This is a genomic window from Streptomyces violens (assembly GCF_000717745.1).
Lineage (GTDB): Bacteria > Actinomycetota > Actinomycetes > Streptomycetales > Streptomycetaceae > Streptomyces > Streptomyces violens.
Map to the genome: position 1 here is coordinate 12,466 of NZ_JOBH01000003.1, position 24,267 is coordinate 36,732.

The 24,267-nt window shown below is 73.8% G+C and carries 24 protein-coding genes; 14 read left to right on the forward strand and 10 right to left on the reverse strand.

What is annotated here, in order from left to right:
* Window positions 1-4 precede the first annotated feature (4 nt).
* From IF04_RS0106660 to IF04_RS0106670, 3 genes are all read right to left on the reverse strand, one after another.
* Window positions 5-1,492, reverse strand: coding sequence for an MbnB/TglH/ChrH family RiPP precursor modification enzyme (locus tag IF04_RS0106660; RefSeq protein ID WP_078599929.1), 1,488 nt, complete (start codon window positions 1,490-1,492; stop codon window positions 5-7).
* Between the two features lie 190 nt (window positions 1,493-1,682).
* Complete coding sequence (locus IF04_RS0106665; RefSeq protein ID WP_030252351.1) at window positions 1,683-2,336, reverse strand: LysE family translocator; 654 nt, start codon at window positions 2,334-2,336, stop codon at window positions 1,683-1,685.
* Window positions 2,337-2,401: 65 nt separating this feature from the next.
* Entirely contained in the window at window positions 2,402-3,040 is a 639-nt protein-coding gene (locus tag IF04_RS0106670) for an NUDIX hydrolase (protein ID WP_030252353.1), read from the reverse strand.
* Between the two features lie 195 nt (window positions 3,041-3,235).
* Between IF04_RS0106670 and IF04_RS0106675 the strand changes: the two genes are divergently transcribed.
* The gene (locus tag IF04_RS0106675; RefSeq protein WP_157847609.1) at window positions 3,236-3,946 is read left to right on the forward strand and encodes a nuclease-related domain-containing protein; all 711 of its coding nucleotides are present in this window, start codon (window positions 3,236-3,238) and stop codon (window positions 3,944-3,946) included.
* Window positions 3,947-4,055: 109 nt separating this feature from the next.
* On the opposite strand, the gene IF04_RS0106680 is transcribed toward IF04_RS0106675, so the two are convergent.
* Window positions 4,056-4,823 (reverse strand): aminoacyl-tRNA hydrolase, encoded by a 768-nt coding sequence (locus tag IF04_RS0106680; RefSeq protein ID WP_037958587.1) that lies wholly within the window; start codon window positions 4,821-4,823, stop codon window positions 4,056-4,058.
* A gap of 97 nt (window positions 4,824-4,920) precedes the next feature.
* Between IF04_RS0106680 and IF04_RS0106685 the strand changes: the two genes are divergently transcribed.
* The 4 genes from IF04_RS0106685 to IF04_RS39015 are packed head-to-tail and all read left to right on the forward strand — an operon-like array spanning window position 4,921 to window position 7,417.
* Window positions 4,921-5,598 carry an AIM24 family protein gene (locus IF04_RS0106685; protein WP_030252359.1) on the forward strand — a complete coding sequence of 226 codons (678 nt, stop codon included), beginning with the start codon at window positions 4,921-4,923 and terminating at the stop codon, window positions 5,596-5,598.
* A gap of 51 nt (window positions 5,599-5,649) precedes the next feature.
* Window positions 5,650-6,546 (forward strand): ABC transporter ATP-binding protein, encoded by an 897-nt coding sequence (locus IF04_RS0106690; protein ID WP_051830798.1) that lies wholly within the window; start codon window positions 5,650-5,652, stop codon window positions 6,544-6,546.
* Entirely contained in the window at window positions 6,543-7,211 is a 669-nt protein-coding gene (locus IF04_RS0106695) for a hypothetical protein (RefSeq protein WP_030252363.1), read from the forward strand. Before IF04_RS0106690 ends, IF04_RS0106695 begins: the two co-directional genes overlap by 4 nt.
* 47 nt (window positions 7,212-7,258) lie before the next feature.
* Entirely contained in the window at window positions 7,259-7,417 is a 159-nt protein-coding gene (locus IF04_RS39015) for a hypothetical protein (RefSeq protein ID WP_169746114.1), read from the forward strand.
* A gap of 74 nt (window positions 7,418-7,491) precedes the next feature.
* Here IF04_RS39015 and IF04_RS0106705 read toward each other — a convergent pair whose 3' ends face one another.
* Window positions 7,492-8,853, reverse strand: a complete 1,362-nt coding sequence (locus IF04_RS0106705; protein ID WP_030252365.1) for an alkaline phosphatase PhoX — start codon at window positions 8,851-8,853, stop codon at window positions 7,492-7,494.
* Window positions 8,854-9,001: 148 nt separating this feature from the next.
* Window positions 9,002-10,126 carry a cell division protein ZapE gene (gene zapE, locus IF04_RS0106710; RefSeq protein WP_030252367.1) on the reverse strand — a complete coding sequence of 375 codons (1,125 nt, stop codon included), beginning with the start codon at window positions 10,124-10,126 and terminating at the stop codon, window positions 9,002-9,004.
* An 87-nt stretch (window positions 10,127-10,213) separates the two neighbouring features.
* On the opposite strand from zapE, the gene IF04_RS0106715 reads away from it, so the two are divergent.
* A complete protein-coding gene (locus IF04_RS0106715) occupies window positions 10,214-11,080 on the forward strand; it encodes a pyrimidine reductase family protein (RefSeq protein WP_030252370.1) in 867 nt (288 codons plus the stop codon).
* A gap of 184 nt (window positions 11,081-11,264) precedes the next feature.
* A complete protein-coding gene (locus IF04_RS0106720) occupies window positions 11,265-11,738 on the forward strand; it encodes a hypothetical protein (RefSeq protein WP_030252373.1) in 474 nt (157 codons plus the stop codon).
* Window positions 11,739-11,756: 18 nt separating this feature from the next.
* Here the strand turns inward: IF04_RS0106720 and IF04_RS0106725 are convergent, their stop codons facing one another.
* Window positions 11,757-12,443 (reverse strand): ABC transporter ATP-binding protein, encoded by a 687-nt coding sequence (locus IF04_RS0106725; RefSeq protein ID WP_030252375.1) that lies wholly within the window; start codon window positions 12,441-12,443, stop codon window positions 11,757-11,759.
* An 82-nt stretch (window positions 12,444-12,525) separates the two neighbouring features.
* Entirely contained in the window at window positions 12,526-13,620 is a 1,095-nt protein-coding gene (locus IF04_RS0106730) for an ABC transporter permease (RefSeq protein ID WP_030252377.1), read from the reverse strand.
* 145 nt (window positions 13,621-13,765) lie between these two features.
* Here IF04_RS0106730 and IF04_RS0106735 point away from each other — a divergent pair, with 145 nt between their 5' ends.
* The 6 genes from IF04_RS0106735 to IF04_RS39540 all read left to right on the forward strand — a co-directional run bounded on the left by IF04_RS0106735 (window position 13,766) and on the right by IF04_RS39540 (window position 20,076).
* Window positions 13,766-15,076: a sensor histidine kinase gene (locus IF04_RS0106735; RefSeq protein WP_051830801.1), complete on the forward strand. Its 1,311-nt coding sequence runs from the start codon at window positions 13,766-13,768 to the stop codon at window positions 15,074-15,076.
* Between the two features lie 74 nt (window positions 15,077-15,150).
* Window positions 15,151-15,771, forward strand: a complete 621-nt coding sequence (locus tag IF04_RS0106740) for a response regulator (protein WP_030252381.1) — start codon at window positions 15,151-15,153, stop codon at window positions 15,769-15,771.
* Window positions 15,772-15,911: 140 nt separating this feature from the next.
* A complete protein-coding gene (gene murC / locus IF04_RS0106745) occupies window positions 15,912-17,309 on the forward strand; it encodes a UDP-N-acetylmuramate--L-alanine ligase (protein ID WP_030252384.1) in 1,398 nt (465 codons plus the stop codon).
* Window positions 17,310-17,339: 30 nt separating this feature from the next.
* Window positions 17,340-17,750, forward strand: a complete 411-nt coding sequence (gene msrB, locus IF04_RS0106750) for a peptide-methionine (R)-S-oxide reductase MsrB (protein ID WP_030252386.1) — start codon at window positions 17,340-17,342, stop codon at window positions 17,748-17,750.
* Between the two features lie 134 nt (window positions 17,751-17,884).
* Window positions 17,885-19,864, forward strand: coding sequence for a tetratricopeptide repeat protein (locus tag IF04_RS35550; protein ID WP_245654307.1), 1,980 nt, complete (start codon window positions 17,885-17,887; stop codon window positions 19,862-19,864).
* Window positions 19,747-20,076, forward strand: coding sequence for a tetratricopeptide repeat protein (locus IF04_RS39540; protein ID WP_245654333.1), 330 nt, complete (start codon window positions 19,747-19,749; stop codon window positions 20,074-20,076). The genes IF04_RS35550 and IF04_RS39540 overlap by 118 nt, the downstream gene beginning before the upstream one ends.
* A gap of 78 nt (window positions 20,077-20,154) precedes the next feature.
* On the opposite strand, the gene IF04_RS0106760 is transcribed toward IF04_RS39540, so the two are convergent.
* Entirely contained in the window at window positions 20,155-21,999 is a 1,845-nt protein-coding gene (locus IF04_RS0106760) for a hypothetical protein (RefSeq protein WP_037958593.1), read from the reverse strand.
* A gap of 61 nt (window positions 22,000-22,060) precedes the next feature.
* Window positions 22,061-23,134: an ATP-dependent DNA ligase gene (locus tag IF04_RS0106765; protein WP_030252390.1), complete on the reverse strand. Its 1,074-nt coding sequence runs from the start codon at window positions 23,132-23,134 to the stop codon at window positions 22,061-22,063.
* A gap of 74 nt (window positions 23,135-23,208) precedes the next feature.
* Here IF04_RS0106765 and ligD point away from each other — a divergent pair, with 74 nt between their 5' ends.
* Complete coding sequence (gene ligD / locus IF04_RS0106770; protein ID WP_051830803.1) at window positions 23,209-24,255, forward strand: non-homologous end-joining DNA ligase; 1,047 nt, start codon at window positions 23,209-23,211, stop codon at window positions 24,253-24,255.
* Window positions 24,256-24,267: the final 12 nt, after the last annotated feature.

The window sequence follows — 24,267 nt, forward strand, 5'->3', positions numbered from 1 at the left end:
GTGATTACCTCCCACTCCGGGGTCTGTCGACATACTCCACCCGCGAGCCACCCGCCGGCACGCTCGGGGGCGCGCTCCGGCCGTCCGCGGTGCCGGCCGGGTCCGGACCGCCGTCCGCCGTGCCGTCCGGGTCCGGACCGCCGTTCCGGGGCCGGGGCAGCAGGCGGCCCGTCACCGTGCGCGCCAGCCGGGCCAGCCGGGCCGCGGGGCGGGCCGACGGCGGGGTGGGGCCCGAGCGCTCGCGCCACCACTGTGTCAGCTCCCGCCGCGCTGCGGGGTGCGCCGGCAGCCCGAGGGCGAGCAGATGGCCGGCGAAGTCCAGCGCGTCGCGGCGGTAGCCGCCCCGCATCGGCCGGGCCTGCGCGTAGTCCAGGAAGGCGCTGCTGTAGTCCGCTCCGAGTATGCCGGGCAGCTCCGGCGCGACGGCGGCGATCACGTCGGCGCGCTTGCCCGCCAGCGCGCGCCGCTGCACGCCCAGCCGCTCCCCGTCGAACCCCGCGGGGTCCGGCTCGCCCGCCACGAGGGCCGCGAGCAGCTCCTCCTGCGCCGTGGCGAGGCGGGCGCGGGCGGCTTCGGTGTCCTCGGTGTCCCTGGCCGCCGTGCCGCTCAGCGGCTCGGAGAGCGGCGGCGCGGGCCGCAGGGCGGTCGTTTCGACGACGGTCCGTACGGCGTCCAGTTCGGCGGCCAGCTCTTCCGTAGGGGGGAAGTTCTCGTCGCGTTCGAGGAGGACGCCGGGCGGGCCGACGCGGGCGCACAGCTCGGCCAGTACGTCCAGGACCGGCTGTGTCACGGGGTGGGCATGGCTGTCGTGCCACACCCCGTCCCGTTCGAATCCGCCCGCGACGTGGACGTAGGCGATCGCCTCCACGGGCAGTGCGTCCAGCGCGGCCGCCGGGTCCTCGCCCCGGTTGACGCGGTTGGTGTGCAGGTTCGCCACGTCGATCAGGAGCCGTACGCCGGTCCGCTCGACGAGCTCGGCGAGGAACTGCCCCTCGGTCAGCTCCTCGCCCGGCCAGTTGATCAGCGCCGCGATGTTCTCCAGCGCCAGCGGTACCGGCAGCGCGTCCTGTGCGATGCGTACGTTCTCGCACAGGACGTCCAGTGCGTCGTACGTCCGCGGTACGGGCAGCAGGTGCCCCGCCTCCATGCGCGGCCCGCCGGTCAGCTCGCCACCGGCCCGTACGAAGGCGATGTGCTCCGTGACGAGCGGCGCGGCGAGCGCTTCGGCGCGCTCGGCCAGCGCGGCCAGCCGCCCGGCGTCCGGCCGCTCGGCGCCGCCCAGCCCGAGGGAGACGCCGTGCGGCACGACTGTGGTGCCGCGGGCGCGCAGCGCTTCAAGGGCGGGCGGGAGATGGCCGGGGCAGATGTTCTCCGCGACGACCTCGACCCAGTCGATACCGGGCAGCCGGGCGATGCCGTCGGCGATCTCCGGCCGCCAGCCGATGCCGGTGCCCAGGCGGGGCCCTCGCTCAGTACGGCCTGGCTGCTCCATGGTTTCCCCCTCCACTCCCGACTCCGCGTATTCCGTACTCATCACCCCTCTGGGGAGGACGAACCGTCCCGGGGCCGGGTTCAGAGCCGGATCTGAGCTTTCCCTGCCTTTGTGCAGCGTACGGGGCCGTTGCGCGGCATACGGGGGCGTTGCGCGGCGCACGGGCGGGACCGGTGCCGCGGGCGACGCGTCAGCGGGCCGTTTCGGCGGCCACCGCGGCGCCGAGCCCGAGGAGGACGGTGCCGGTGAGCTGTTCGAGGCGGCGGCGGACGCGCGGCCTGCGGAAGACGGCCCGCGCGCGGTGCACGGCGAGGGTGACGCAGCCGAGCCAGACGACGCCCAGTACGGCGTGGACGGCGACGAGCATCAGGGTGGTCGCCACGACCGGCGCGCCGTGCGGGATGAACTGCGGCAGCAGCGACATGTACACCACGCCGACCTTCGGATTGAGCACATTCGTCAGCAGCCCGGTGCGGAACGCCCGCCACGGGGTCTGCGGCTCCTCCGAAGTCGCCGCGCCGTCCGCCGGGGTGCTCTCGGCGGGCCCCGTCCTGGCGGTGCGCCGCGCGCTGCGCAGCGCCTGGAAGCCGAGCCACATCAGGTACGCGGCGCCCGCGATCCGCAGCGCGTCGTACGCCACCTGGGACGCCGACAGCATCGCCGTCAGCCCGGCCGCGCCCGCCAGCCCCCACACGAAGCAGCCCGCCGCGATACCGAGCGCGGAACACAGCGCGGCGCGCCGTCCCGAGCCGAGTGCCGTGCGCAGCACGATCGCGAAGTCCGGGCCGGGGGAGACGGTCAGCAGTGCGGCGACGACGGTGAAACCGAGGAGTGAGGTGAACACGTAAGAAAAGGTACGTGCTCGGTGCTGCCCCACCGGCCGCGGGGCGGTGCACCGCCCTCTCCGGCTCACCGCCGGGTGAACTCCGGCTGTGTCACCGTGTCGACCCGGGTCGCGCGCCCGAGGAGGGCCACCTCCCGGAACTGCCACAGCAGCGCACCGGTCGGCGCGTGGATCACCATCCCCGGGCGCAGCGGCATCTGGAGCAGCGGCCCGCCGTCCGGAGCCGTGACCCACCGCGGCAGGTCCGGCTCCCGCAGCCGGCGCAGCGGTACGTGGTGCACCGACTGGACCTCCCCCGGGGCCGGCCGCGGCAGCGCCGGTCCGCGCGGGACGACGACCAGCGGCGTGATGACGAACCCGGAGTCGGTACGGAAGTCGTCCAGATACCCGGCGATCTCCTCGGGGCCCGCGTCGACCGAGGTCTCCTCGGCCAGCTCCCGCAGCGCGGCCGCCTCCGTCGACTCGCCCTCGTCCAGGCGGCCGCCGGGAAGCGCCCACTGCCCGGCGTTGCGGGCGCGCGGCGCCCGCTTGATCACCAGGACGTGCGGCTCGTCGCGGTAAGGGAGCACCGTGAGGCACACGGCGGCGCGGCGCACGCCCTCGGGCACGGCGATCTCGCGCCGTTCGAAGGCCGCGAGGTTGGCGCGCAGGGCGGCTTCGAGCCGGGACGGATCCGCGAGGTCCGCTTCCTTCAACGTCGACATCGGCATCATCACGATGTACCACGACCGGACATCCGTTCCCACCCCTTCGTGGACTTTCACCGGGTCCTTCTGCGTACCTTCACTCGCTCTTGCCCGTGCCGCGGCCTCCTGGTCCCATGGGGGAGGGGCGGGGCCGGCGTCGCGGCGGTCCCGCCGGAGGCGAGTCCCGCGAGGGGTGCGCGAGGGGTGATGTCCGTGGAACTGACGCCGGACGACCCCGACCGGCTGTTCCTGCCGCCGGACGACGACCTCGCACCCAACCGCCCCGGGGAGGTGCTCCGCACCCACCTGGCCGCGCACCCCCTGGACGGGCCCGCGCTCCTCGCCGCGCGGCTGCTGGGCCGGCGGCCCGTACAGGACGAGTGGCGGCGCCGGCTCGCCGCGGAGTGCGCGGTGGGCGCGGAGCTGGAGCGGCTGGGCCGCGGCGGCTGGTACGTACTGCACTCCCTGTCCCTGCCGCCCGGCAGCGAGATCAGCCACCTCCTCATCGGACCGGGCGGCGTCTTCTGCGTCGCCACGGAGCCCGTACGTGCCGCGCGCGTACGGGCCGACACCACCGACATACGCCCGGGCCGCGGCCGCCGCCCACAGCCCTACGTCCGCCGGACCCGCCAGCGCGCCGACCGCGCGACCTACGCCCTGACCCGAGCCTGCGGCTTCCCGGTCCCCGCCCACCCCGTACTCGTCCTCATCGGACCCCGCCACATCGAACAGCTGCCGCCGGAGCAACCCGGCCCGGAGCCCGTCGGCGACGCGACCACGAAGGCCGACGATCCGGCCGTACGCCTCCTGGCCGGAGCCCAAGCGGTCACCGCCCTCGGCGCCCTGGGCGGCGTACTGACCCCCACCACCGCCAACCGCATCCACACCATCGCCCGCAACCGGCGCACTTGGCAGGGGGTGTGAGGCGGGGTCGTGCGCTCACGGGGCAGCCGGCTCCGTGGCACGGGCCGGCGGTCTCCTTACGGAGGTGCAGTACGGCGCGACCTCCGCTCCGGACGCGGAAGCAGCCCTCCTACGGCCGTCGTACGGGCCGGAGAGGGCAGAAACGACTGCCGCCTTCGGCCACCACCGTGTTCCCCGGGGCGATTTCCGTGAAGCCCGCGTCCCGGACGACGGGGAGGCCGCTGCGTATCAGCTCCGCCCAGCGGTCCGGCTCGGCCGTGCGCACCGACAGCGGGAAGCCGGCCGCCTGCCAGGCCGCCCGCTCGGGGCCGGACAGCTCCCACCACGCGAGCTGCGCGCCGTGGCCCGCCTGGGCCATCGACTTGCCCGCCGACATCTTCAGCTCGGGGCTCAGCCACAGCACCGGCCCCTCCGTGTCGGGCGCGCCCGGCGGCTCCGGGGCGTCCAGCTCCGTACCCGAGACCTGGAGCTTGGCCAGCTCCTTGGGCCAGCCGTCCAGCGGCACCGGCGGGAAGACCCGCACCTCGGCGGAGTCGCCGGTGACCGTGATGCCCGGCAGCTCCGCCGCACGCCGCCACTCCGCGCCGCGCGCCCGCCGCACGACCTTGCGGATGCGAGCGTCCTGCCAGTCCCGCACGGCAGCGGCCCACTCGCCGTCGCCCAGCGCGCGCTCGTCCGAGAGCAGTACGAGGACCGCCCGCGCGGCCGTCTCCAGCGCGTCCGTACGCGCCGGCGGTGCGGCCTTCTCCAGCCGGACGACCAGCGGCAGTACGAACTGCGGTGCCGCGTCGCGGTCGGTCTCCTCCCGGCGCGGAGTGGCGGAAGGCGTCTCGTGGTGCGTCACGGCCGGGGTCTCTGAGGTCTCGGTGCTGCTCACGGATTCAGTCTGCCAGCAGGCACTGACAATCCCCGCTGCGGAGCCGTCCCCCGGGCCTCCTTGGCGGAGGGAGGAGTTCCGGGCGATCATCCTCACCATGCAGAGCGAACTCTTCTCGTCCGAGAACTTGGTCACCCCGGCGACCGCCCCCGGCATGACCCTGCAGAACACCAAGTCGATCAAGTACGCGGTGGACGGCGAGTGCTACGCGCGCCAGGGCTCGATGGTCGCCTTCCGCGGCAACCTGCAGTTCGAGAAGCAGGGCCAGGGGGTGGGCAAGTTCCTCAAGCGCGCGGTCACGGGCGAGGGGCTGGCTCTGATGGCAGTGCGCGGCCAGGGGGAGGTGTGGTTCGCGCACGAAGCCCAGAACTGCTTCATCGTCGACCTCGCCCCCGGGGACAGCATCACCCTCAACGGCCGCAACATCCTGTGCTTCGACGCCACGCTGTCCTACGAGATAAAGGTCGTGAAGGGCGCCGGAATGACCGGCGGCGGGCTCTTCAACTCCGTATTCAGCGGGCACGGCCAGCTCGGCGTGATGTGCGAGGGCAACCCGATCGTCATCCCCGTCAGCCCACAGCTCCCGGTCTTCGTGGACACCGACGCGGTGGTCGGCTGGAGCGCCGCGCTGAAGACCTCGCTGCACCGCTCCCAGAGCGTCGGGTCGATGATCCGCGGCGGCTCGGGCGAGGCCGTCCAGCTGCGCCTGGACGGCGAGGGGTTCGTGGTCGTCCGGCCCAGCGAGGCGAAGCCCGCCCAGTCCTCGAACGGCTGAGGCACGGGGAGGGGCACTGAGGCGGACACCGGTACGAAGGCGGACACCGGAATGAAGCTGCACAAGGTGGGGCGGCGCTACGGGCTGCGCGGCCCCTGGGTGCTGCGCGACGTCGACCTCGAAGTGCCGCGCGCGTCCCTGCTGCGCATCGAGGGCACGAACGGCAGTGGCAAGTCCACGCTGCTCCGCCTCTTCGCCGGGATCGACGCACCGAGTACGGGCCGCGTCACAGGACGCCCGCGCGCCGCGTACGTACCGGAGCGCTTCCCCGCAGCGCTGCCCTTCACGGCCCTGGAGTACCTCGGCCACCTCGGGTGTGTCCACGGGCTGCGCGGTGCCGCGCCGGCCCGCCGGGCCACCGAGTGGCTGGAGCGCTTCGGGGCGGCGGGGCACGCCCGTACGCCGCTCGCCGAGCTCTCCAAGGGCACCAGCCAGAAGGTCGCCGTCGTCCAGGCGCTGCTCGCCGAGCCCGAACTGCTCGTCCTGGACGAGGCGTGGACCGGCCTGGACGGCACGGCGCGCGGGACGCTCGACCGCGCCGTGGCCGAGCGCGTCGCGGCCGGCGGCACCGTCGTGTTCGTCGACCACGACCCGGCGCGCCTGGCCGGAGCCGCGGACGCCTGCTACCGGCTCGTGGACGCGGGCCTGCGCCCGTATGACGCGCATCCGTATGCGGCGCGCGCCACCCCGGGGCCATGCGTCACCGTGGTGGCGCAGGGCCCGCCCGGGGCCGTCCCGCCGCCCGGCCTTCCGGGCGCACCCGTCACCGTGCCCGGCCCGGACGGCACGACCCGGCTCACCGTCCCCGCCGCGCACTCGGACACGCTGCTGCACGCCCTCCTCACGGCCCGTCCGCCCTGGCACATCCACGCCGTGGCCCCCGAGAGCGCCCACTCAGCCGACCCAGCCCACCCCGCCCAGACCGCACCGAGGCCCGATACCCCGTGATCCCGCTGCTCCGCTATCAGTTCGCGCTGCTCATCGGCTCGCACCGCTGGCTGCCGCCCGCCCTCCTGTACGCCGCCTTCGTGGCGATCGGCATCCGGGCCGGGGATCCGGTGCTCGACGGGTACGGGTACGCCGCCGCCCCGCTGCTGCCCGTGGCCGTATGGCTCGTACGGGCCTGCGTGACCGGCGAACCGCCCGCGGCACGGGCCTGCACCGCGGCGGCCGCGGGGCCCGGCCGCGCGCACCTGGCGGCCGTCCTGACCGCCGCGCTGGCCACGACGGTCCTCGGGGCGCTCGGTACGGGCTTCGTCGCGCTGGTCTCCGACCCGCACAGCGCCGATCACCGCACCGTCGTACCGATGGGGCCCGCGGCCCTCGCCGGGGCGCTCACGGCGCTCTCCTGCGTCCTGCTGGGCACGGCAGCCGGCGCGCTGGCCAACCGGCCGGTGCTGCGCAGTGCGGGATGGGCGGTCCCCACGGGTGCGCTGGCCGCCCTGCTGCTGCTCGTGACCGCGGCCTCACCCGCGAACGCCGCGGTCAGCGGCCTGGTCACCGGCTCGGCCCACGGCACGGTGACCATTCCCTGGCTGCCGCTGGGCGCGGCCGCGCTGATCGCCGCCGCGGCTGTCACGGCGGCCTGTACGCTCAGCTCCCGGCGTACCTGAGCCGGCTCCCGGCGTACCCGAGCGGCAACGCCAGTAGGCTCGGGACCATGCCGCCCGCCACCCAGCACCCCGCGCCCGAAGACGCACCGCTCGCCGAGTGCGTCCTGTGCCGTGAGCCGACCGAGTACCCGGAGAGCACTCCGGGCATCGTCCTGTGCCCGGTCTGCGAGTGGCAGGAAGCCCAACGCACCGCCTGTTCGGGCTAGCGGATCAGCCCGTACAGGCGGTGCGCGCGCTCAGCCTCGAAGGGCCGCTCGGCCCCGAAGGGCGGTGATCACGGTCAGAACGGTCCCGTCACCGCGAACGTCGTCCCCGGCGTGTAGCAGTTCACGTACATCGTGCGCCCGTCCGGCGCGAAGGTGACGCCCGCGAACTCGCCCCACTCCGGCTCCTCCGGCGTCCCGATGTTCTGCCGGCCGCGCGCCATCGGGTACACCTCGCCCTTCCGCGTCAGTCCGAAGACGTGCTGCGCGCCCTCTCCGTCCTCGCACACCATCAGGCCGCCGCTGGGCGCCAGGCAGATGTTGTCGGGGGACTCGCCGGGCAGCTGCAGATCGCTGTCCGGACCGAAGACGACCACCAGCGTCAGACAGCGCGCCTTCGGGTCGTACTTCCACACCTGCCCGTAGTGGTCGTCGGCCGAGCCCTCCTCCCGGTGCGCGAAGCTGGACACGAAGTACACACAGGAGCCGCCCCAGTAGCAGCCCTCCAGCTTCTGGGCGTGCGTGATGCCCTTCGTACCGAAGTCCTGGAAGCGGATGGGCGTCTGCTTCGCGAGCGGGTCCGGGACGTCCACCCACTCGATGCGCTCGAACGTCGCGCCCGTCTCCTTGATGGCGGAGAGGTCCTTCACCCCCGGTACGCGCATCGCCTGCAGGCGGCCGCCCGCGCGCAGCGAACCGGTGCCGCCCAGCGGCTTGTTCGGGTGGAAGCGGTAGAAGAGCCCGAACGGCTTCTCGAAGGCGTCCTCGGTCTCGTAGACCGTGCCGTCCCGGGGGTCGACCGCGATCGCCTCGTGCTGGAAGCGGCCCATGTCCGTGAGGGGCACGGCCCCGGTGCGCCGCGGGTCGTACGGGTCGACCTCGAAGATGAAGCCGTGGTCCTTGGTGTAGCCCTGCTCGCCCGCCTTGAACTCGGTCTCCTCGCAGGTCAGCCAGGTGTTCCAGGGGGTGGGGCCGCCCGCGCAGTTGGTGGAGGTACCGGCTATGGCGACGCGCTCGGAGACCACCTCGTTGTGCGCGTCGACCTCGATGGCCGTACAGCCGCCCTCGGCCTTCGGGTCGTAGGTGATGCCGGGCACGGTGGGCACGGCGGAGCGGGACTTCTGGCGGTTCTCGTGGTTGCGCACCAGGTGGGTGTGGCCCCGGCGGCCGCGGAAGGCCGCCATGCCGTCGCAGTTGCTCGGTACCTTGCCCTCACCGGAGAGCAGCGGGGAGCCCTCCCGGGACAGCACCTTGTAGCGGAAGCCCTTCGGGAGGTCGAGCAGGCCGTCCGGGTCGGGAACCAGCGGTCCGTAACCGCTCCGGCCCGTCGACTGGGCGACAGCGGTACCGGCGAAGATCTCCGAGACGGCGCCGGAGAAGGCGATTCCCGCCCCCACCGCGCCGGTTCTTGCAAGGATCTGACGTCGTGTTGTGGACATGAAGCAACTCCCTGCTGGCGGACAGGTGATGTGACCGCATGTGTGTACCACGTCACAAGGCCGCCGGGAACCACGCGCGTAGAGTGTCGTGGACCACCCCTGAAGGGCCTAGAGCCCGCCTCCGGGCCGCGCTCCGGCCATCCGGGGGCTACTGCTCCGTCAGCTGCTTCGCGTCCCGGGCGAGCGCCGTCAGCCGGGATATCGCGCGGAAGTACTTCTTGCGGTAGCCGCCCTTGAGCATCTCCTCGCTGAACAGCTCGTCGAACGGCTTGCCGGACGCCAGTACCGGCACCTCGCGGTCGTAGAGCCGGTCGGCCAGTACTACGAGGCGCAGCGCCGTGGACTGGTCCGGTACCGCCTGTACGTCCGTGAGGCAGACCGCCCGGATGTCGTCGCACATCGCGCCGTACCGGCTCGGGTGCACCTTGGAGAGGTGGTCCAGCAGCCCGGGGAAGTCGTCGAGCGAGGCGCCGGGCGTGGCGTACGCGACCCGGGTGACGGTGTCGTCGTCGAACGGCGCAGGCGCCTCGGGCAGCCCGCGGTGGCGGTAGTCCTCGCCATCGATGCGCAACGGCCGGAAGTGCGCGCTCAGGCCCTGGATCTCGCGCAGGAAGTCGGCGGCGGCGAAGCGGCCCTCACCGAGCTTGCCCGGCAGCGTGTTCGACGTGGCCGCCAGCGCCACGCCGTGCTCGACCAGCTTGGCCAGCAGGGAGGAGACCAGCACGGTGTCACCGGGGTCGTCCAGCTCGAACTCGTCGATGCACAGCAGGCGGTGGCCACTGAGGGTGCGCACCGTCTCCTGGAAGCCGAGCGCGCCGACCAGGTTGGTCAGCTCCACGAAGGTGCCGAACGCCTTGAGCTCCGGTGCGGCCGGCGTGGCGTGCCACAGGGACGCCAGCAGGTGGGTCTTGCCGACGCCGTAGCCGCCGTCCAGATAGACGCCGCGCGGGCCCTGGGGCGCAGCGGGCTTCTTCGAGAACCAGCGCCGCTTGCCCCCCGAGGAGCTCGCGCCGCCCCCGATGCTCGCCGCGAAGGAGCTGAGCACCTGTACCGCCTCGGCCTGGCTGGGCTGCGCCGGGTCCGGGATGTACGTCTCGAAGCGCGCGCTCTGGAAGCGCGGCGGCGGCACCATCTCGGCGACCAGCCGGTCGGCGGGGACATGCGGGGCGCGCGCGGTGAGCGCGGCCGGGGCCGCGTCGTCCGAGGGGCCGACGGCGGCCTGGCCGGTTATCGGAGCGGGCTGCGAGGGCGACGAGGGCGTGGAAGGTGACACAGCGCTCAAGGGTAGTCGCTGCACGGCACGCGCCGGGCCGCTGAGCGAGGCATGTCACACGGCCGTCTCCGTGCCACACTGCGGCCTATGCGACGTCTGTTCCCTTCTCCCGCCCAGTCCGTGCCGTCCGGAAGCGCATCGTCCCAAGGAACCGCCGGCGAAGCGGTGTCGTCGCCGCCGGACGGGTACCGGGAGTGGATGGAAGACCGGGAATGGACCTTGGACGAGCTGGCGGAGGCGTACGCGTATCCGGACGCGGCGGGCGCGGCAGCGGCCGGCACGGAGGCGTCGCACGGTTGGCTGCGGGCCAACATGGTGTCCTCGGTGGACGGCGCCGCGCACCATGAGGGCCGCTCGCAGCCCCTCTCGAGCGACGCCGACATGCGGATCTTCGGAGTGCTGCGCGGGCTGGCCGACGCGGTGATCGCCGGCGCCGAGACGGTGCGCCAGGAGGGGTACCGGCCGGCCAAGGCGCGCGAGGCGTTCGCCGCGCGCCGGGCGGCGGCCGGGCAGGGGCCCGCGCCGGCCATCGCCGTGGTGAGCGCGAGCCTGGACCTGGACTTCTCGCTGCCCCTCTTCACACAGCCGCTGGTGCCCACGGTCCTGCTGACCGGTGCGGCCGCCGACGAGGGCCGGGTGAAGGCCGCACGGGCGGCCGGCGCCCAGGTGGTCTTCGCCGGGGAGGGCACGGGGGTGGACCCCGCACGGGTGACCGGCGCGCTCGCGGGCCTGGGGCTGACCCGGCTGCTGACGGAGGGCGGGCCGCGGCTGCTCGGCCAGTTCGCCGCGGCGGGCGCGCTGGACGAGCTGTGCCTGTCGCTGGCGCCGCTGGTGACGGTGGGGGACGCGCCGCGGATCATGAACGCACCCGGCCTGGCGGTACCGGAACGGTTCCGGCTGGCGTCCGTACTGGAGGACGACGGATTCCTGTTCACCCGGTACAGCCGCCCATGAACCGTTTCACCCCAGCTCCCGGGCGTTCGGCGGAATTTCCCGTTCCGCTTAGCTTCCATTGGGCACACTGAAGGAACGAAGGCCCCGTTCTGGGACGGGGCAGGATGGTTTCTGTCGGACCACCGCTCCGTGGCGGTCCATGAAGCGGAGAAGAAGGGCGCCCGTCGTGTTCACGAGCGTATTGATGATCGAGAAGCCTCTGTCGCCCGCCGACGTGGAGTTCGTCACCACGCTGCACGGCGACGACGAGGTCTCCTTCGTCGTCCTCATGCAGCCGCGTGGCGAGCAGGACGTGCTGCTGCGGGCCATCGACGACGTCGCCCTCGGCGAGTTCGACGAGGCGGTGCGGGAGGGCGACGAGCCCGAGGGAGCGCAGGCGGAGCCGCCTGCGGAGCGGGCCCTGTCGCACACCCTGCAGCAGCTGCGGAACATGGGCGCCGAGGCCATCGGACAGGTGGTCGAGGATCATCCGCTGGACCTGTTGCGGTCGGTCGTCGACCAGACGGGCGCGGACGAGGTGATCGTGCTGACCGCCCCGCACTTCGTCGAGGAGTTCTTCCACCGCGACTGGGCGTCCCGCGCCCGCCACAAGGTCGGCGTGCCCGTACTGAAGCTGTTCGCGCACGCGCCCGGAGAGCCGGCGGGGGAGGCGGGCTAGGAGCCCTCGGAGCCGCTCTCAGGCGCCCGCCGGCGCCCCGGCGCCGACCCGCCCGTCCCGTACTTCCACGACCGCGTCCACCGCGCCCAGGTGCGACCGGTCGTGCGTGACGAGGACGGTCGCCGTGGCCCGCTGGTGGGTCAGCGTGGTCAGCAGGTCCAGGACGGCCGCGCCGCGCTCCTGGTCCAGCGCGCTCGTCGGCTCGTCGACCAGCAGGACGGCCGGGTCGTTCATCAGCGCCCGCGCGATGTTGATCCGCTGCCGCTGGCCGCCCGACAACTGGTGCGGCCGGCGGTCCGCCCGGTCGGCGAGCCCCACGGCGGCCAGCAGCTCCTTCGCCCGCGGCGCGGCCTTACGGGGCGAGCGCCCGTCCAGATGGGCCATCGCCTGCAACTGCTCGGCGGCGGTCAGCGAGGGCAGCAGGTTGGGCTGCTGGAAGACCATGCCGACCTTGTCGCGGCGGAGCGCGGTCAGCCGCGCCCGGCTCATCCCGGTGGTGCCGACGCCGTCGATCGTGACGGTGCCGCGGTCCGGAGTGATCAGGGTGGCGGCCACCGCCAGCAGGCTGGACTTCCCCGACCCCGAGGGGCCGAGTACCGCGGTCATGGTGCCGGCGGGCACGTGCAGCGACACCGTGTCCAGCGCGGTCAGCCGGTTGCCGCCGTCGGGGTAAGTGAGGGTCACATCGGTCAGATCGAGGCTCATCGGGCGCTCCACGGGGCGGTCGGTGCATTACGGGGACGGCGGCGGTGGCGCGTCATCGGGCGCTGCGTCACGGGGCGCTGCGTCATCGGGCGCTGCCCAGGGCCGTCAGCGGGTCCACGGAGGTGATGCGGCGGATGGACAGCGCGGCGCCCACCGCCCCCAGCGCGATCATGATCAGCGCGGGGACCAGCACGGTGGCGGGCTCCAGCACGAAGGGCACGGTGCCGCCGACCGCCGCGCCCACCCCCGCGGCGAGTGCGGTGCCCAGCCCCGTACCGAGGACCAGCAGGACGACGGCCTGGCCGAGCGCGTCCTTCAGGAGGTACCGCGTAGAGGCGCCGAGCGCCTTCAGTACGGCCACGTCGCCGCTGCGCTGAATCGTCCACACGGTGAAGAACGCGCCGATGACCAGCGCCGAGATGGCGAAGAGGAAGCCGCGCATCAGTTGCAGCGAGCCGTTCTCGGCGGTGAAGGACCCGATCGCCCGCAGGGCGTCGGCGGAGCTCACCGTCTTCGTGCCGAGCTTCTCGTCGGCGGCCGTGAGAGCGCCGGCTCCGGCGCCCTCGGCGGTCAGCGCGAGGACGGTAGAGCCGCCCGTACCGCGCGCTGCGGCCGGACCGCCGCCCACCCGCTGCCAGTCGTCCAGCGAGGTCCACACGACGGGCGTGTGGCTGTACATCGCCTCGCCCGACACAGCGGCGACCCGCAGCCGCTGCCCGGCCAGCGTGAAGCGGTCCCCGGCCCGTACTCCCAGCTCGTCGGCGGCCTCCTCGGAGAGCACGGCGGCGCCGTCCGCGATCGCCCGTGATTCCGGTGCCAGTCCGGAGCCGGGGCGCACCCCGAAGGCGGACAGCGCCGCGTTCCGCGCCCCGGACTCGGCCTTCGTGGTGGCGATGCCCAGCGGCTCCGCCCGGTCCACCCCGGGCACCCCGGCCCAGCGCTCCGCGGTCTCCGCACTGAGGTGCGAGTCGGTGAACGACACGTCGTCGCCCTGCGCCGGCGCGGAGAAGACGAGGTGGTCGGCGGGGAGCGAGGTGACCGCCGAGGTGTTCTCGCGGCCGAGGCCCGCCGTCAGGCCGGACAGTAGCCCCACCAGCACGGTGATCAGCACGATGACGGTCCCCATCAGGGCGAACCGCCCCTTGGCGAACCTCAGGTCCCTCCAGGCGACGAACACGGCCTCGGAGCTCCTTTGCGCACGGTGCCGGGCCCGGTGCCCGGCGGCTGCTCCCAACCTCGCCGCAACGGGGTGCGCCGGGCATCGCGCCGGGGACGGCTTCCCCGGTATCGAAAGGGCGCCGCCCCGATCAATCTTTCGGTTGATGCCGCTGTACGGGGCTCCGCATAGCCTTGAAGCTGTCGTGAACCCGCACTCCCTCACCCCCGTCCTCCGGGTGCTGCGCCTGTGCCTGCACCTGATGGTCGCCGCACTGCTGGCCCTCGCCGCGATCCGGGCGGCCGCCGAGCACGCGCCCGACACGCCGGCCGTCATCGGAGCGGCCGTCGTGCTCGCCTTCGTGTACGCACTGGGGCCCGTCCTCCCGAAGGTGTCCGCGGCCCCCGTGGCCGCCGCCCTCTGGCTCGCCGCCGTACTGGTCGTATGGGCCCTGCTGGTGCTGCTCACCCCGGACGGCGTCTGGCTCGCCTTCCCGCTCTTCTTCGTGCAGCTCCATCTGCTGCCCCTGAGGTGGGCGCTGCCCCTCGTTGCGGTCACCACCGCCGTGGCCGTCGGCGGCTTCGGGTGGCACGCCCGTACGCTCACCGTCGGTACGGTCCTCGGGCCCGCACTCGGGGCGGCCGTCGCGGTCGCCGTCGTCCTCGGATACCAGGCGCTGTACCGGGAGAGCGAGCAGCGGCGCCGCCTCATCGAGGAGCTGACCGAGGCCCGCAGCGACCTGGCCGCCGCCGAACGCACCGCCGGCGTCCTGGCCGAGCGCGAACGCCTCGCCCGCGAGATCCACGACACCCTCGCCCAGGGCCTGTCCAGCATCCAGCTGCTGCTGCGGGCCGCGGAGCGGGCTCTGCCCGACCGCCCCGAGGGCGCGCTCGGCCACGTACGGCACGCCCGAGAGGCCGCCGTCGACAACCTCGCCGAGGCCCGCCGCTTCGTACGCGCCCTCAGCCCGCCCGGTCTGGAACACGGCTCACTGCCCGCCGCCCTCGAACGGCTGTGTGCCACTACGGCGCGTACCAGCGGCCTCGCCGTGCACTGCCACGTGTCCGGTACGCCCGCGGAGCTGCCCACCCCGCAGGAGGTCGCCCTGCTGCGCATCGCCCAGTCCGCGCTGGCCAACACGGTGCAGCACGCCGCGGCGAGCCGGGCCGAGCTGACCCTCAGCTACATGGGCACCGAGGTCGCCCTCGATGTCGTCGACGACGGCACCGGATTCCGGCCGTCCGAGGTCCCGGCCCCGGGCACGGACACCACCGGCTCCGGCTTCGGCCTCGCCGCGATGCGCGCCCGGGCCCGCGCCCTGCACGGCACCCTCGTGGTCGAATCGGCACCGGGGGAGGGCACGGCGGTAGCGGTCACCCTGCCCACCGCTGCCACCGCCCCCGGGGCCGCGACCCCCACCGCTGCCACCGCCCCTGAGGCCGCGACCCCCACCCGACTTCCGGAACAGGCCCCGTGACCGACACCCCGCAGACCGGCGACCGCGCCCCCGAGGACGACGCTTCCGAGCACGACGCCCCCGAAGGCGGCCGCATCCGGCTCCTCCTGGCCGACGACCACCCCGTAGTACGCGCCGGGCTGCGCGCCGTACTGGAGACCGAGCCGGACTTCGAGGTCGTCGCCGACGTGCCCACGGCGGAGGAGTCCGTGGCGCTCGCGGCGCGGCCCGGTATCGACGTGGTTCTCATGGACCTCCAGTTCGGCGGCGAGATGCGCGGCCCGCAGGCCACCGCCGAGATCACCGCCCGGGCCGGCGCGCCCCGCGTGCTGGTGCTCACCACGTACGACACCGACGCCGACATCCTCGCGGCCATCGAGGCAGGCGCCACCGGCTACCTCCTGAAGGACGCGCCGCCCGAAGAGCTGGCCGCCGCGGTCCGCACCGCCGCCGCCGGGAAGTCCGCGCTCGCGCCGGCCGTCGCGCTGCGCCTGATGGACCGGATGCGCACACCCGCCACCGCCCTCTCGCGCCGCGAGACCGAGGTGCTCCAGCTGGTCGCCGACGGCCTGTCCAACGCGCAGATCAGCAAGCGGCTCTTCCTCAGCCAGGCGACCGTGAAGTCCCACCTCGTGCACATTTACACCAAGCTCGAGGTCGATTCCCGTACGTCGGCGGTCGCGGCGGCGACGGCGCAAGGACTGATCCGGCGCTGAGGCGGTGCGCCGACGCGGTGCGGGGCGGCCGGGCGACCGGCCGTGGCCGGGGTTGTCAGAGCAAGGTGCAAGAATCACCTCGAACCGCTACTGATTCATATCGCTGCACACCGCTGTACACCGACCAGGGAGACGTCACGATGGCACCCGGCATCCCCGCCGCGATGGACCGACCGCACTTCATCGGCATCGGCGGCGCCGGCATGTCCGGCATCGCGAAGATCCTGGCGCAGCGCGGCGCCGCCGTCGCGGGCAGCGACTCCAAGGAGTCGGCGACCGTGCTGGCCCTGCGCGAGGCCGGCGCCACGGTCCACATCGGCCACGCCGCCGAGCATCTCGCCGCCGACGCCACCAGCGTCGTCGTCTCCTCCGCCATCCGAGCAGACAACCCCGAGCTGGCCGCCGCCGCCGAGCGCGGCATCCCGGTCGTGCACCGCTCCGACGCCCTCGCCGCCCTGATGGACGGCGCGCGCCCGATCGCCGTCGCCGGCACGCACGGCAAGACGACCACCACGTCCATGCTGGCCGTCGCCCTCACCACCCTCGGCCTGGAGCCCTCGTACGCCATCGGCGGCGACCTCGACGCGCCCGGCTCCAACGCCCACCACGGCACCGGCGACATCTTCGTGGCCGAGGCGGACGAGAGCGACCGCAGCTTCCACAAGTACACGCCCGACGTCGCGATCATCCTCAACGTCGAGCTGGACCACCACGCGAACTACGCCTCGATGGACGAGATCTACGAGTCCTTCGAGACCTTCGTGGGCAAGGTGCGCCCCGGCGGCACCCTCGTGATCTCCGCGGACCACGCCGGTGCACGCGAGCTGACCACCCGCGTCCGCGGCCGCGCCGACCTGACGGTCGTCACGTACGGCGAGGCGGACGACGCCGACCTGCGCGTCCTGGACATCACCCCGCGTGGCCTGACCAGCGAGGTCACCGCACAGCTCCCCACCGGCGAGCAGCTGGCCTTCACGGTCTCGGTCCCCGGCCGGCACTACGCGCTGAACGCCACGGCTGCCCTGGCCGCCGGCGCGGCCCTCGGCATCGCGCCCGCCGACCTCGCCGCGGCGCTCCCCTCGTACACCGGCGTCAAGCGCCGCCTCCAGCTCAAGGGCGAGGCCAAGGGCGTCCAGGTCATCGACTCGTACGCACACCACCCGACGGAGATGACCGCCGACCTCGAAGCGATCCGGGGCGCCGCCGCCGACTCCCGCGTCCTTGTCGTCTTCCAGCCGCACCTCTTCTCCCGCACCCAGGAGCTGGGCAGGGAGATGGGCCAGGCGCTCGCCCTCGCCGACGTCTCCGTGGTCCTCGACATCTACCCGGCCCGCGAGGACCCGATCCCGGGCGTGACCAGCGACCTGATCATCAAGGCCGCCGAGGCCGCCGGCGCGACGGTCACCGCCGAGCACGACAAGTCCGCGGTCCCCGACGTCATCGCAGGAATGGCGGGCCCCGGCGACCTTGTTCTCACCATGGGAGCGGGCGACGTGACCGAGCTGGGCCCCGACATCCTCGCCCGCCTCGACGCCTGACCCAGTACGCCGGCCCGAAGGAGCGAGACCATGGCCTACGAGATCGACAAGCCCGACGAGCAGTGGCGCGCCGAGCTGACCCCCGCGGAGTACCACGTCCTCCGCGAGGCCGGCACCGAGCCCGCCTTCGTCGGTGAGTACACCGACACCAAGACCTCCGGCGTCTACTCCTGCCGCGCCTGCGGCGCCGAACTCTTCCGCTCGGACACGAAGTTCGCCAGCCACTGCGGCTGGCCGTCCTTCTACGACCCCAAGGACACCGACGCCGTCGAGCTGATCGAGGACCGCTCCCACGGCATGGTCCGCACGGAGGTCCGCTGCTCCCGCTGCGGCTCCCACCTCGGTCACGTCTTCGAGGGCGAGGGCTACCCCACCCCCACCGACCAGCGCTACTGCATCAACTCCATCTCCCTGCGCCTGACCCCGGACGACGAGGGCTGAGCGTCCCGCCGGCCTGCTCCGGGCCGGACGCCGTTGCCTCATGACGCTCATGGCCGCCCCCGCCGTTCGCTACGGTTGATCTCGACTTGGCGGGGACGGCGGCCGTAAGGGCGCCGTGAGCAGGGGAGTTGCGGATGGTGGACCCCATATCGCTGGCGGCGGTCACGGCGATGCTGGGAGCGGTCGGCACGGGTATGGCCAACGAGGCCGGGAAGCGCGCGCTCGAATCGGTCGGCGGCCTCGCCCGGCGGATCGCGGGGCGCGAGGTCGCTGCGCCGGCGACGCCGGGCGACTGGGACGGCCTGGCCCGCCTCCTCCACGAGGGTGCGCTGCGCGACCCCGGAAACGCCGCGCGGCTCGCCGAAGTGCAGGCCCTCGTCCGTGACGCGCTCCCCGAAGCGCGTGCTCGGGCGGTGCCGCAACTGCCGCCCTCGCTGCGGTACTTCACCGACCGGGACAGCCAGAAGCGGAGCATGGGGCGCGAGCTGGCCCGGCAGTACGCCGGGCGCCCGCGCCGCGTCCTGCTGTTCGGCCCGGAAGGCATGGGGACGAGCGCGCTCGCCCGTCAATGGGGGTGGCAGGCGACCGCGGACGGGCACTTCCCGGACGGGCAGGTGTACGTCGACCTCGGTGGTGACGGCGTTACGGGTGGCCTCGACCCGGCCGTCGCGGTCCGCCACGTCCTCCGCGAACTGGGGCTGGCCGAGCCGGAGATACCGCCGGGGCGGGCGGAGTGTGTCGCCCTGTTCCGCCGCCTCGTGGCCGGTCTGCGGCTGCTGCTGGTACTGGACCACACCCACTCCGCGGCGCAGGCCGGGCCGCTGTTCACCGCCGCGCCCGGGGTCTTCACGATCGTTGTCGCGCAGCACCGTCTGGCCGGGCTGGACGCCGTGCCGATCGAGGTCGACCCGCTGCGCAAGAAGGACGCCGTCGCGCTGTTGACCGATCTCGTAGGGGAGCGGGCCGTCAAGTCGGCGTCCCGGTCCGCGCTGTCGTCGGTACTCGCCCGCTGCGGCGGCTCACCGTACGCGCTGCGGGCGATGGCCCCGCGGCTGGCCCGTGGCCAGGAGGGGGAGCCGGGAGTGTCCGGAGACGAGGGCAGGCACGAGGCGGGGAGCTCCGCCGGAGGGGCGCGGAGCTCCGCTCACGCCCCCGTGGCCCCGGTCATCGACGACCTTTACCAAGAGCTCGCGCCCGCTCCGGCCCGGCTCTACCGGCTGGCGGCCGTGTGGCCGTGGGCCGCGTTCGGGGCCGGGCAGGCCGCGGCGGCCGCGGACGTCGAGGAGGCGGAGGCGGGCCGGCTGCTGGAGGCACTGGCGGACCAGGGGCTGCTGGAGCGTACCGATGCGGGGCGCTACCGCTACCGTCCGGCCGTCCGCCGCCACGCCGAGCAGGCGGCCCACAGAGAGGCGGGCGTCGCGGCGTACGCACAGGCCGTCGGGCGCACGGTGGAGTGGGCGCTGCGTTTCGCCGTACGCGCCGACCTGGCCGCGCTGCCGCAGCGCTGGCACGTCGGCCCGCTCTACGCCGACGGCCGGCTGACACCGGGCCCGTACGCGGGCCCCGGGGAGGCGGTCGCCGCGCTCGGCGGCGAGCTGGGCAACCTCGTACAGGCCGTGCTGGCCGCCGAGGAGTTCCGGCTCGGCGACACGGCCTGCCAGCTCTGCGAGGCGCTGTGGGCGTACCAGCTCAAGGCCGGCCGGCACGAGGAGCTGCTGCCCGCGCTGCGGGCCGGGGTCCGGGTCGCCGACGCGGTGAGCCCCGGTTCGCGGATGGCCGCCCGTATGCACACGCAGCTCGCGCTGGCCTTCGTGGAGCTGCGGCGCTTCGAGGAGGCGGAGACGGAGCTGACGGCCGCCGCCGACGCCGAGCGCGCACAGGGGCATCTGCGCGGCCGGGCGCCGCTGCGGAGACGCTGGGGCTGGTACGGCTGGCGCAGTGGCGGTACGAGGAGGCGCTGGAGCTGTTCGCCGAGGCGGACGGGTACGTGGCGGAGATCGGGCCGGGGGAGGAGGGGCGTGCGGATGTACCGCGCGCCCGCGCACTCCTCCAGCGCCACCGCGGGCGCGCACTTCGCGGGCTGGGCCAGTGGGCCGAGGCCGAGGAGCTGCTGACGCGCGCGCTGGGCTTCTTCCGGGACAGCGGGGAGGCGTACAACGCCGCGCGGACGCTGACCGACCTGGCCGAGACGTACCACCTCGCCGGGCGCCCGGCGGACGCCCTGCCGCTGATCGACGAGGCCGTCGCCGCGCTGGCGGACGAGCAGGCGCAGTACCACCTCGGCCACCTACGGGCGCTGCGCGAGCGGTGCGTGGAGGGTGCGTAACGGCTGTTACGGAGGCCGCGATGGACGCCGCTACGGGGGCAGCGACGGAAGCCGCTACAGGGGCCGCGACGGACACCGCTACGGAGCGGGGTCTTCGCGGCTGACCCGCACCCGGTAGGCCGTCCGACCCGCCCATACGGTCAGCCGCCCCGCAGGCTCGGACGGCCCGTCGTCCGGCAGCCCGTCCACCCCCTTGCCGCCCGCCAGCCAGGCGTACAGCGCCGAGGCGTACGCGGCCGGGTCGGCGCCCGGCAGGCCACCGGTCGTACTCCGGTCCGCGGTCAGCCGCAGCAGGTCGCCGTCGCGGGTGCGGACGGTACAGCTCCCGGGCCCGGTGACGTACGTGGCCAGCCGGCAGTACGGGTGGCGCTCCAGGACCTCCGCCGCCCAGGAGGCGGGCGGGCCGAGCCGGGGGTCGTCCGCCGCGCCGTACCGGAAGATCACGTCGGCCAGGGAGAGGCTGCCGGGATCGAGCGTGTCCTCGTGCACGGCTACGTGCGCCTGCAGCCCGTCAGGGCCCCCGCCCGGGCCCTCGCCGCCCGCGTCCGCCGTTCCGCCCCGTAGGTCGGCCCGGCGGTCCACCGTCACCTCGCCCGGCCCCAGGAGCCGCGTCAGGACGCGCAACGGAGCGGTGCGCAGCGGCGGTTCGTACGGGGGCAGCGGCAGCGGGTCGAGCAGCGCGGGCTCCGGCGGCTCGGGCAGGCCCATGAGCCCGTAGAAGGCGCGGCGGAGCAGCCGTGCCGACGCGCCCGGTGCCGAGGTCGTGAGCGCGGCGGGACCGGGCAGCGGCCGGTGCCCGGCCAGCGCGGCGTCCAGTTGGGGGCGCAGCGGCGCATACGGGTCCAGCCGCGGCGCGCGCCGTACGAAGTCGGCGACGGGGGAGTCCGCCGCGAGGCCCGCCGGCGAGTCCGCGCCGACGAGCACCGGCGTGCCGTGCGCGGCCGCGTAGTACGAGACGGAGCCGTAGTCGCCGATCACCAGGTCCGCGGCGAGCAGCGCCTGCTGCCAGCCCGTCAGCGGGTCGACGAGCGTCAGCCCGGCGCGCCGGGCCCGGTCGAGCCAGGCGCGTATCTGGCCGGGGCCGTGGCCGTGCCAGATGTTCGGGTGCAGCACGGCGGCGGTGCGGTACTCGTCGGCGGGGAGTTCGGCCGTCAGCCGGGCGAGCAGGGCAGGCAGGACGTCGTCGCCGCCGTCCCCGAAGAGCGCTTCCGGGTTCCACGTCGAATTCAGCAGGACGAGCCGCTGGCCCGGTGCGACGCCGAGCGCGCGGCGGAAGCGGTCGCGGTACGGGCGGGCCGCCAGCATCCGGTCGAAGCAGGGATCACCGGCCAGTACGGCCGTGTCCGCGGCCTGCGGGCAGGCGGCACGGAGCCGCCGGAGCTGCTCGGGGTGGGAGAGCACCATCGCATCCGCTATCGGGGCGCCGTCCGCGAGTGTCCATTCCGGACCGAAACCGAACACCGGTGGTTCGGATGCCGACGACCGCTGACCGGGCACGTCCCCGCGCTCCCCGCCGTCCGGCGTTTGGCGTTTGGCGTTTGGCGTTTCGAGTCTTTTATTGTATCCGGCACCGTGCGACAGGACGGCCAACTTCCCGGAAAGTTCCGCCAGTTGACCGCCGAAGCTGGCCGTGACGGCGAGGTCGACCGGCGTCTGCAGCGCCTGCTCCCACGGCAGTACCGGTACGCCGGTCTCCGCCAGCAGCTCCGGCACGCCTGCCTGGAACGGCGACGAACCCGTACACGTGGCGAGCAGCTGCACCCGTAGGTCGTCGCGGAACAGTGGCAGCACGTCCAGCAGCCGGGTCGCCGAGGTCACGTTGTGGACGACCAGTAGCACCTTCCGGCAGTGCCCCCGAGTGGTCCAGCGCGCCGCGTCCGCCCCGACCGGTACCCGTATCCAGCCCGGCTCGACGCGCCCCACAACAACCCCCGCACTTCTCGTACCCCTCGTGCTCCTCGAACCCCCTCACCCTAACGGCGCTTCAGTCCACCCTTCGGGTCAGCACCCTCCCCAGGTCGTACCGCACGGGCTCCTCCAGTTGTGCGTACGTGCAGCTCTCCGGGGTGCGGTCCGGGCGCCACCGCCGGAACTGGGCGGTGTGCCGGAAGCGCTGCCCGTTCTCCATGTGGTCGTACGCCACCTCCAGCACCCGCTCCGGGCGCAGCGGCACCCAGGACAGGTCCTTCTTGCCGCTCCAGCGGCTGGGCGCGCCGGGCAGCCGGGCGGACTCGTGCGCCTCCTCCTCCGTCCAGTGCGCCCAGGGATGGCCCGCCGCCGACTCCATGCGCAGCGGCTCCAGCTCGGCCACCAGCTCCTCGCGCCGCTTCATGGAGAACGCGGCGCAGACGCCCACGTGCTGCAGCGTGCCGGCCGCGTCGTACAGGCCGAGCAGCAGCGAGCCGACCACCGGGCCGCTCTTGTGGAAGCGGAAGCCGGCGAGCACGCAGTCCGCCGTGCGCTCGTGCTTGATCTTGACCATGACCCGCTCGTTCGGGCGGTACGGCATGTCCAGCGGCTTGGCGATCACACCGTCCAGGCCGGCGCCCTCGTACTCCGTGAACCACTCGGCGGCGAGCGCGGCATCCGTGGTGGCGGGCGCGAGGTGCACCGGGGCCTCGGCGCCCCGCAGCGCCTCGGTGAGCCGGGCGCGCCGCTCCTTCTGGGGCGCGTGGAGCAGCGCTTCGTTGTCCAGCGCCAGCAGGTCGAACGCGACGAAGCCGGCCGGGGTCCGCTCGGCGAGCAGATCGACCCGGGACTTGGCGGGGTGGATCCGCTCGGTGAGCGCGTCGAAGTCCAGCCGGTCGCCGCGCGCGATCACGATCTCGCCGTCCAGTACGCAGCGCGCGGGCACATTGAGGCGCAGCGCCTCGACCAGCTCGGGGAAGTAGCGGGTGAGCGGTTTGCCGGTGCGGCTGCCGAGCTCGATCTCGTCGCCGTCCCGGTAGACGATGGCCCGGAAGCCGTCCCATTTGGCCTCGTACTGCATGCCGGACGGGATCTTCGCCGCCGGCTTGGCCAGCATGGGCTTCACGGGCGGCATCACCGGGAGATCCATGTCTCGATTGTGCGCGTACGTCCCTTGTGTCGCCCGACGAGCGGGACCGGCGCGACCGTCCTACCGTGGCGGCCATGGGAGGTACAGGCAGTACAGGAAGTGCCAAAGGTGCGGGCGGTGCGGCAGTGGAGATCGAGGCCGGCGGCCGTACCGTACGGCTGTCCCACCCGGACAAGGTGTACTTCCCGGAGCGCGGCTATACGAAGCGGGACCTGGCGCAGTACTACCTGGCCGTCGCCGACGGCATCACCCGGGCGCTGCACGACCGGCCGACGACCCTGGAGCGGTATCCGGACGGGGTCACCGGCGAGTCGTTCTTCCAGAAGCGCGCCCCGAAGAACCGCCCCGACTGGCTGCCGACCGCCCACATCACCTTCCCCAGCGGCCGCTCGGCCGACGAGATCTGCCCCACGGAGCCCGCTGCCGTCCTCTGGGCGGCGAACCTGGGCTGCGTGACCTTCCACCCCTGGCCGGTCCGTCGCGGCCGGCCCGACCACCCCGACGAGCTGCGCATCGACCTCGACCCGCAGCCGGGCACCGGCTACGCGGACGCCGTACGGGCCGCCCACGCGCTGCACGCCCTCCTGGACGAGCTGGGCCTTCGGGGCTGGCCGAAGACCTCCGGGGGCCGCGGCCTGCACGTCTACGTACCGATCGCGCCGCGCTGGACGTTCACCGAGGTGCGGCGCGCGGCCATCACCGTGGGCCGCGAGCTGGCCCGCCGGATGCCGGACCAGGTGACGACGGCCTGGTGGAAGGAGGAGCGCGGCGCCCGCATCTTCGTGGACTACAACCAGATGGCGCGCGACCGCACCATCGCCTCCGCCTATTCGGTACGGCCGAACCCGCGTGCCACGGTGTCCGCGCCGCTGCGCTGGGAGGAGCTGGACGACGCCGAGCCGGCCGACTTCGACCTGGCCACGATGCCGGCCCGCTACGCGGAACGGGGCGATGTGCACGCCGATATGGCCGAGGAGAGCTTCGGGCTGGAGTCCGTGTTCGAGCTGGCCGACCGCGCCGAGCACGACGGCCTCGGTGATCTGCCCTATCCCCCCGACCACCCGAAGATGCCGGGCGAACCCACCCGAGTCCAGCCGAGCCGCGCCCGCCACAAGGACTGACGCCCGCCACCC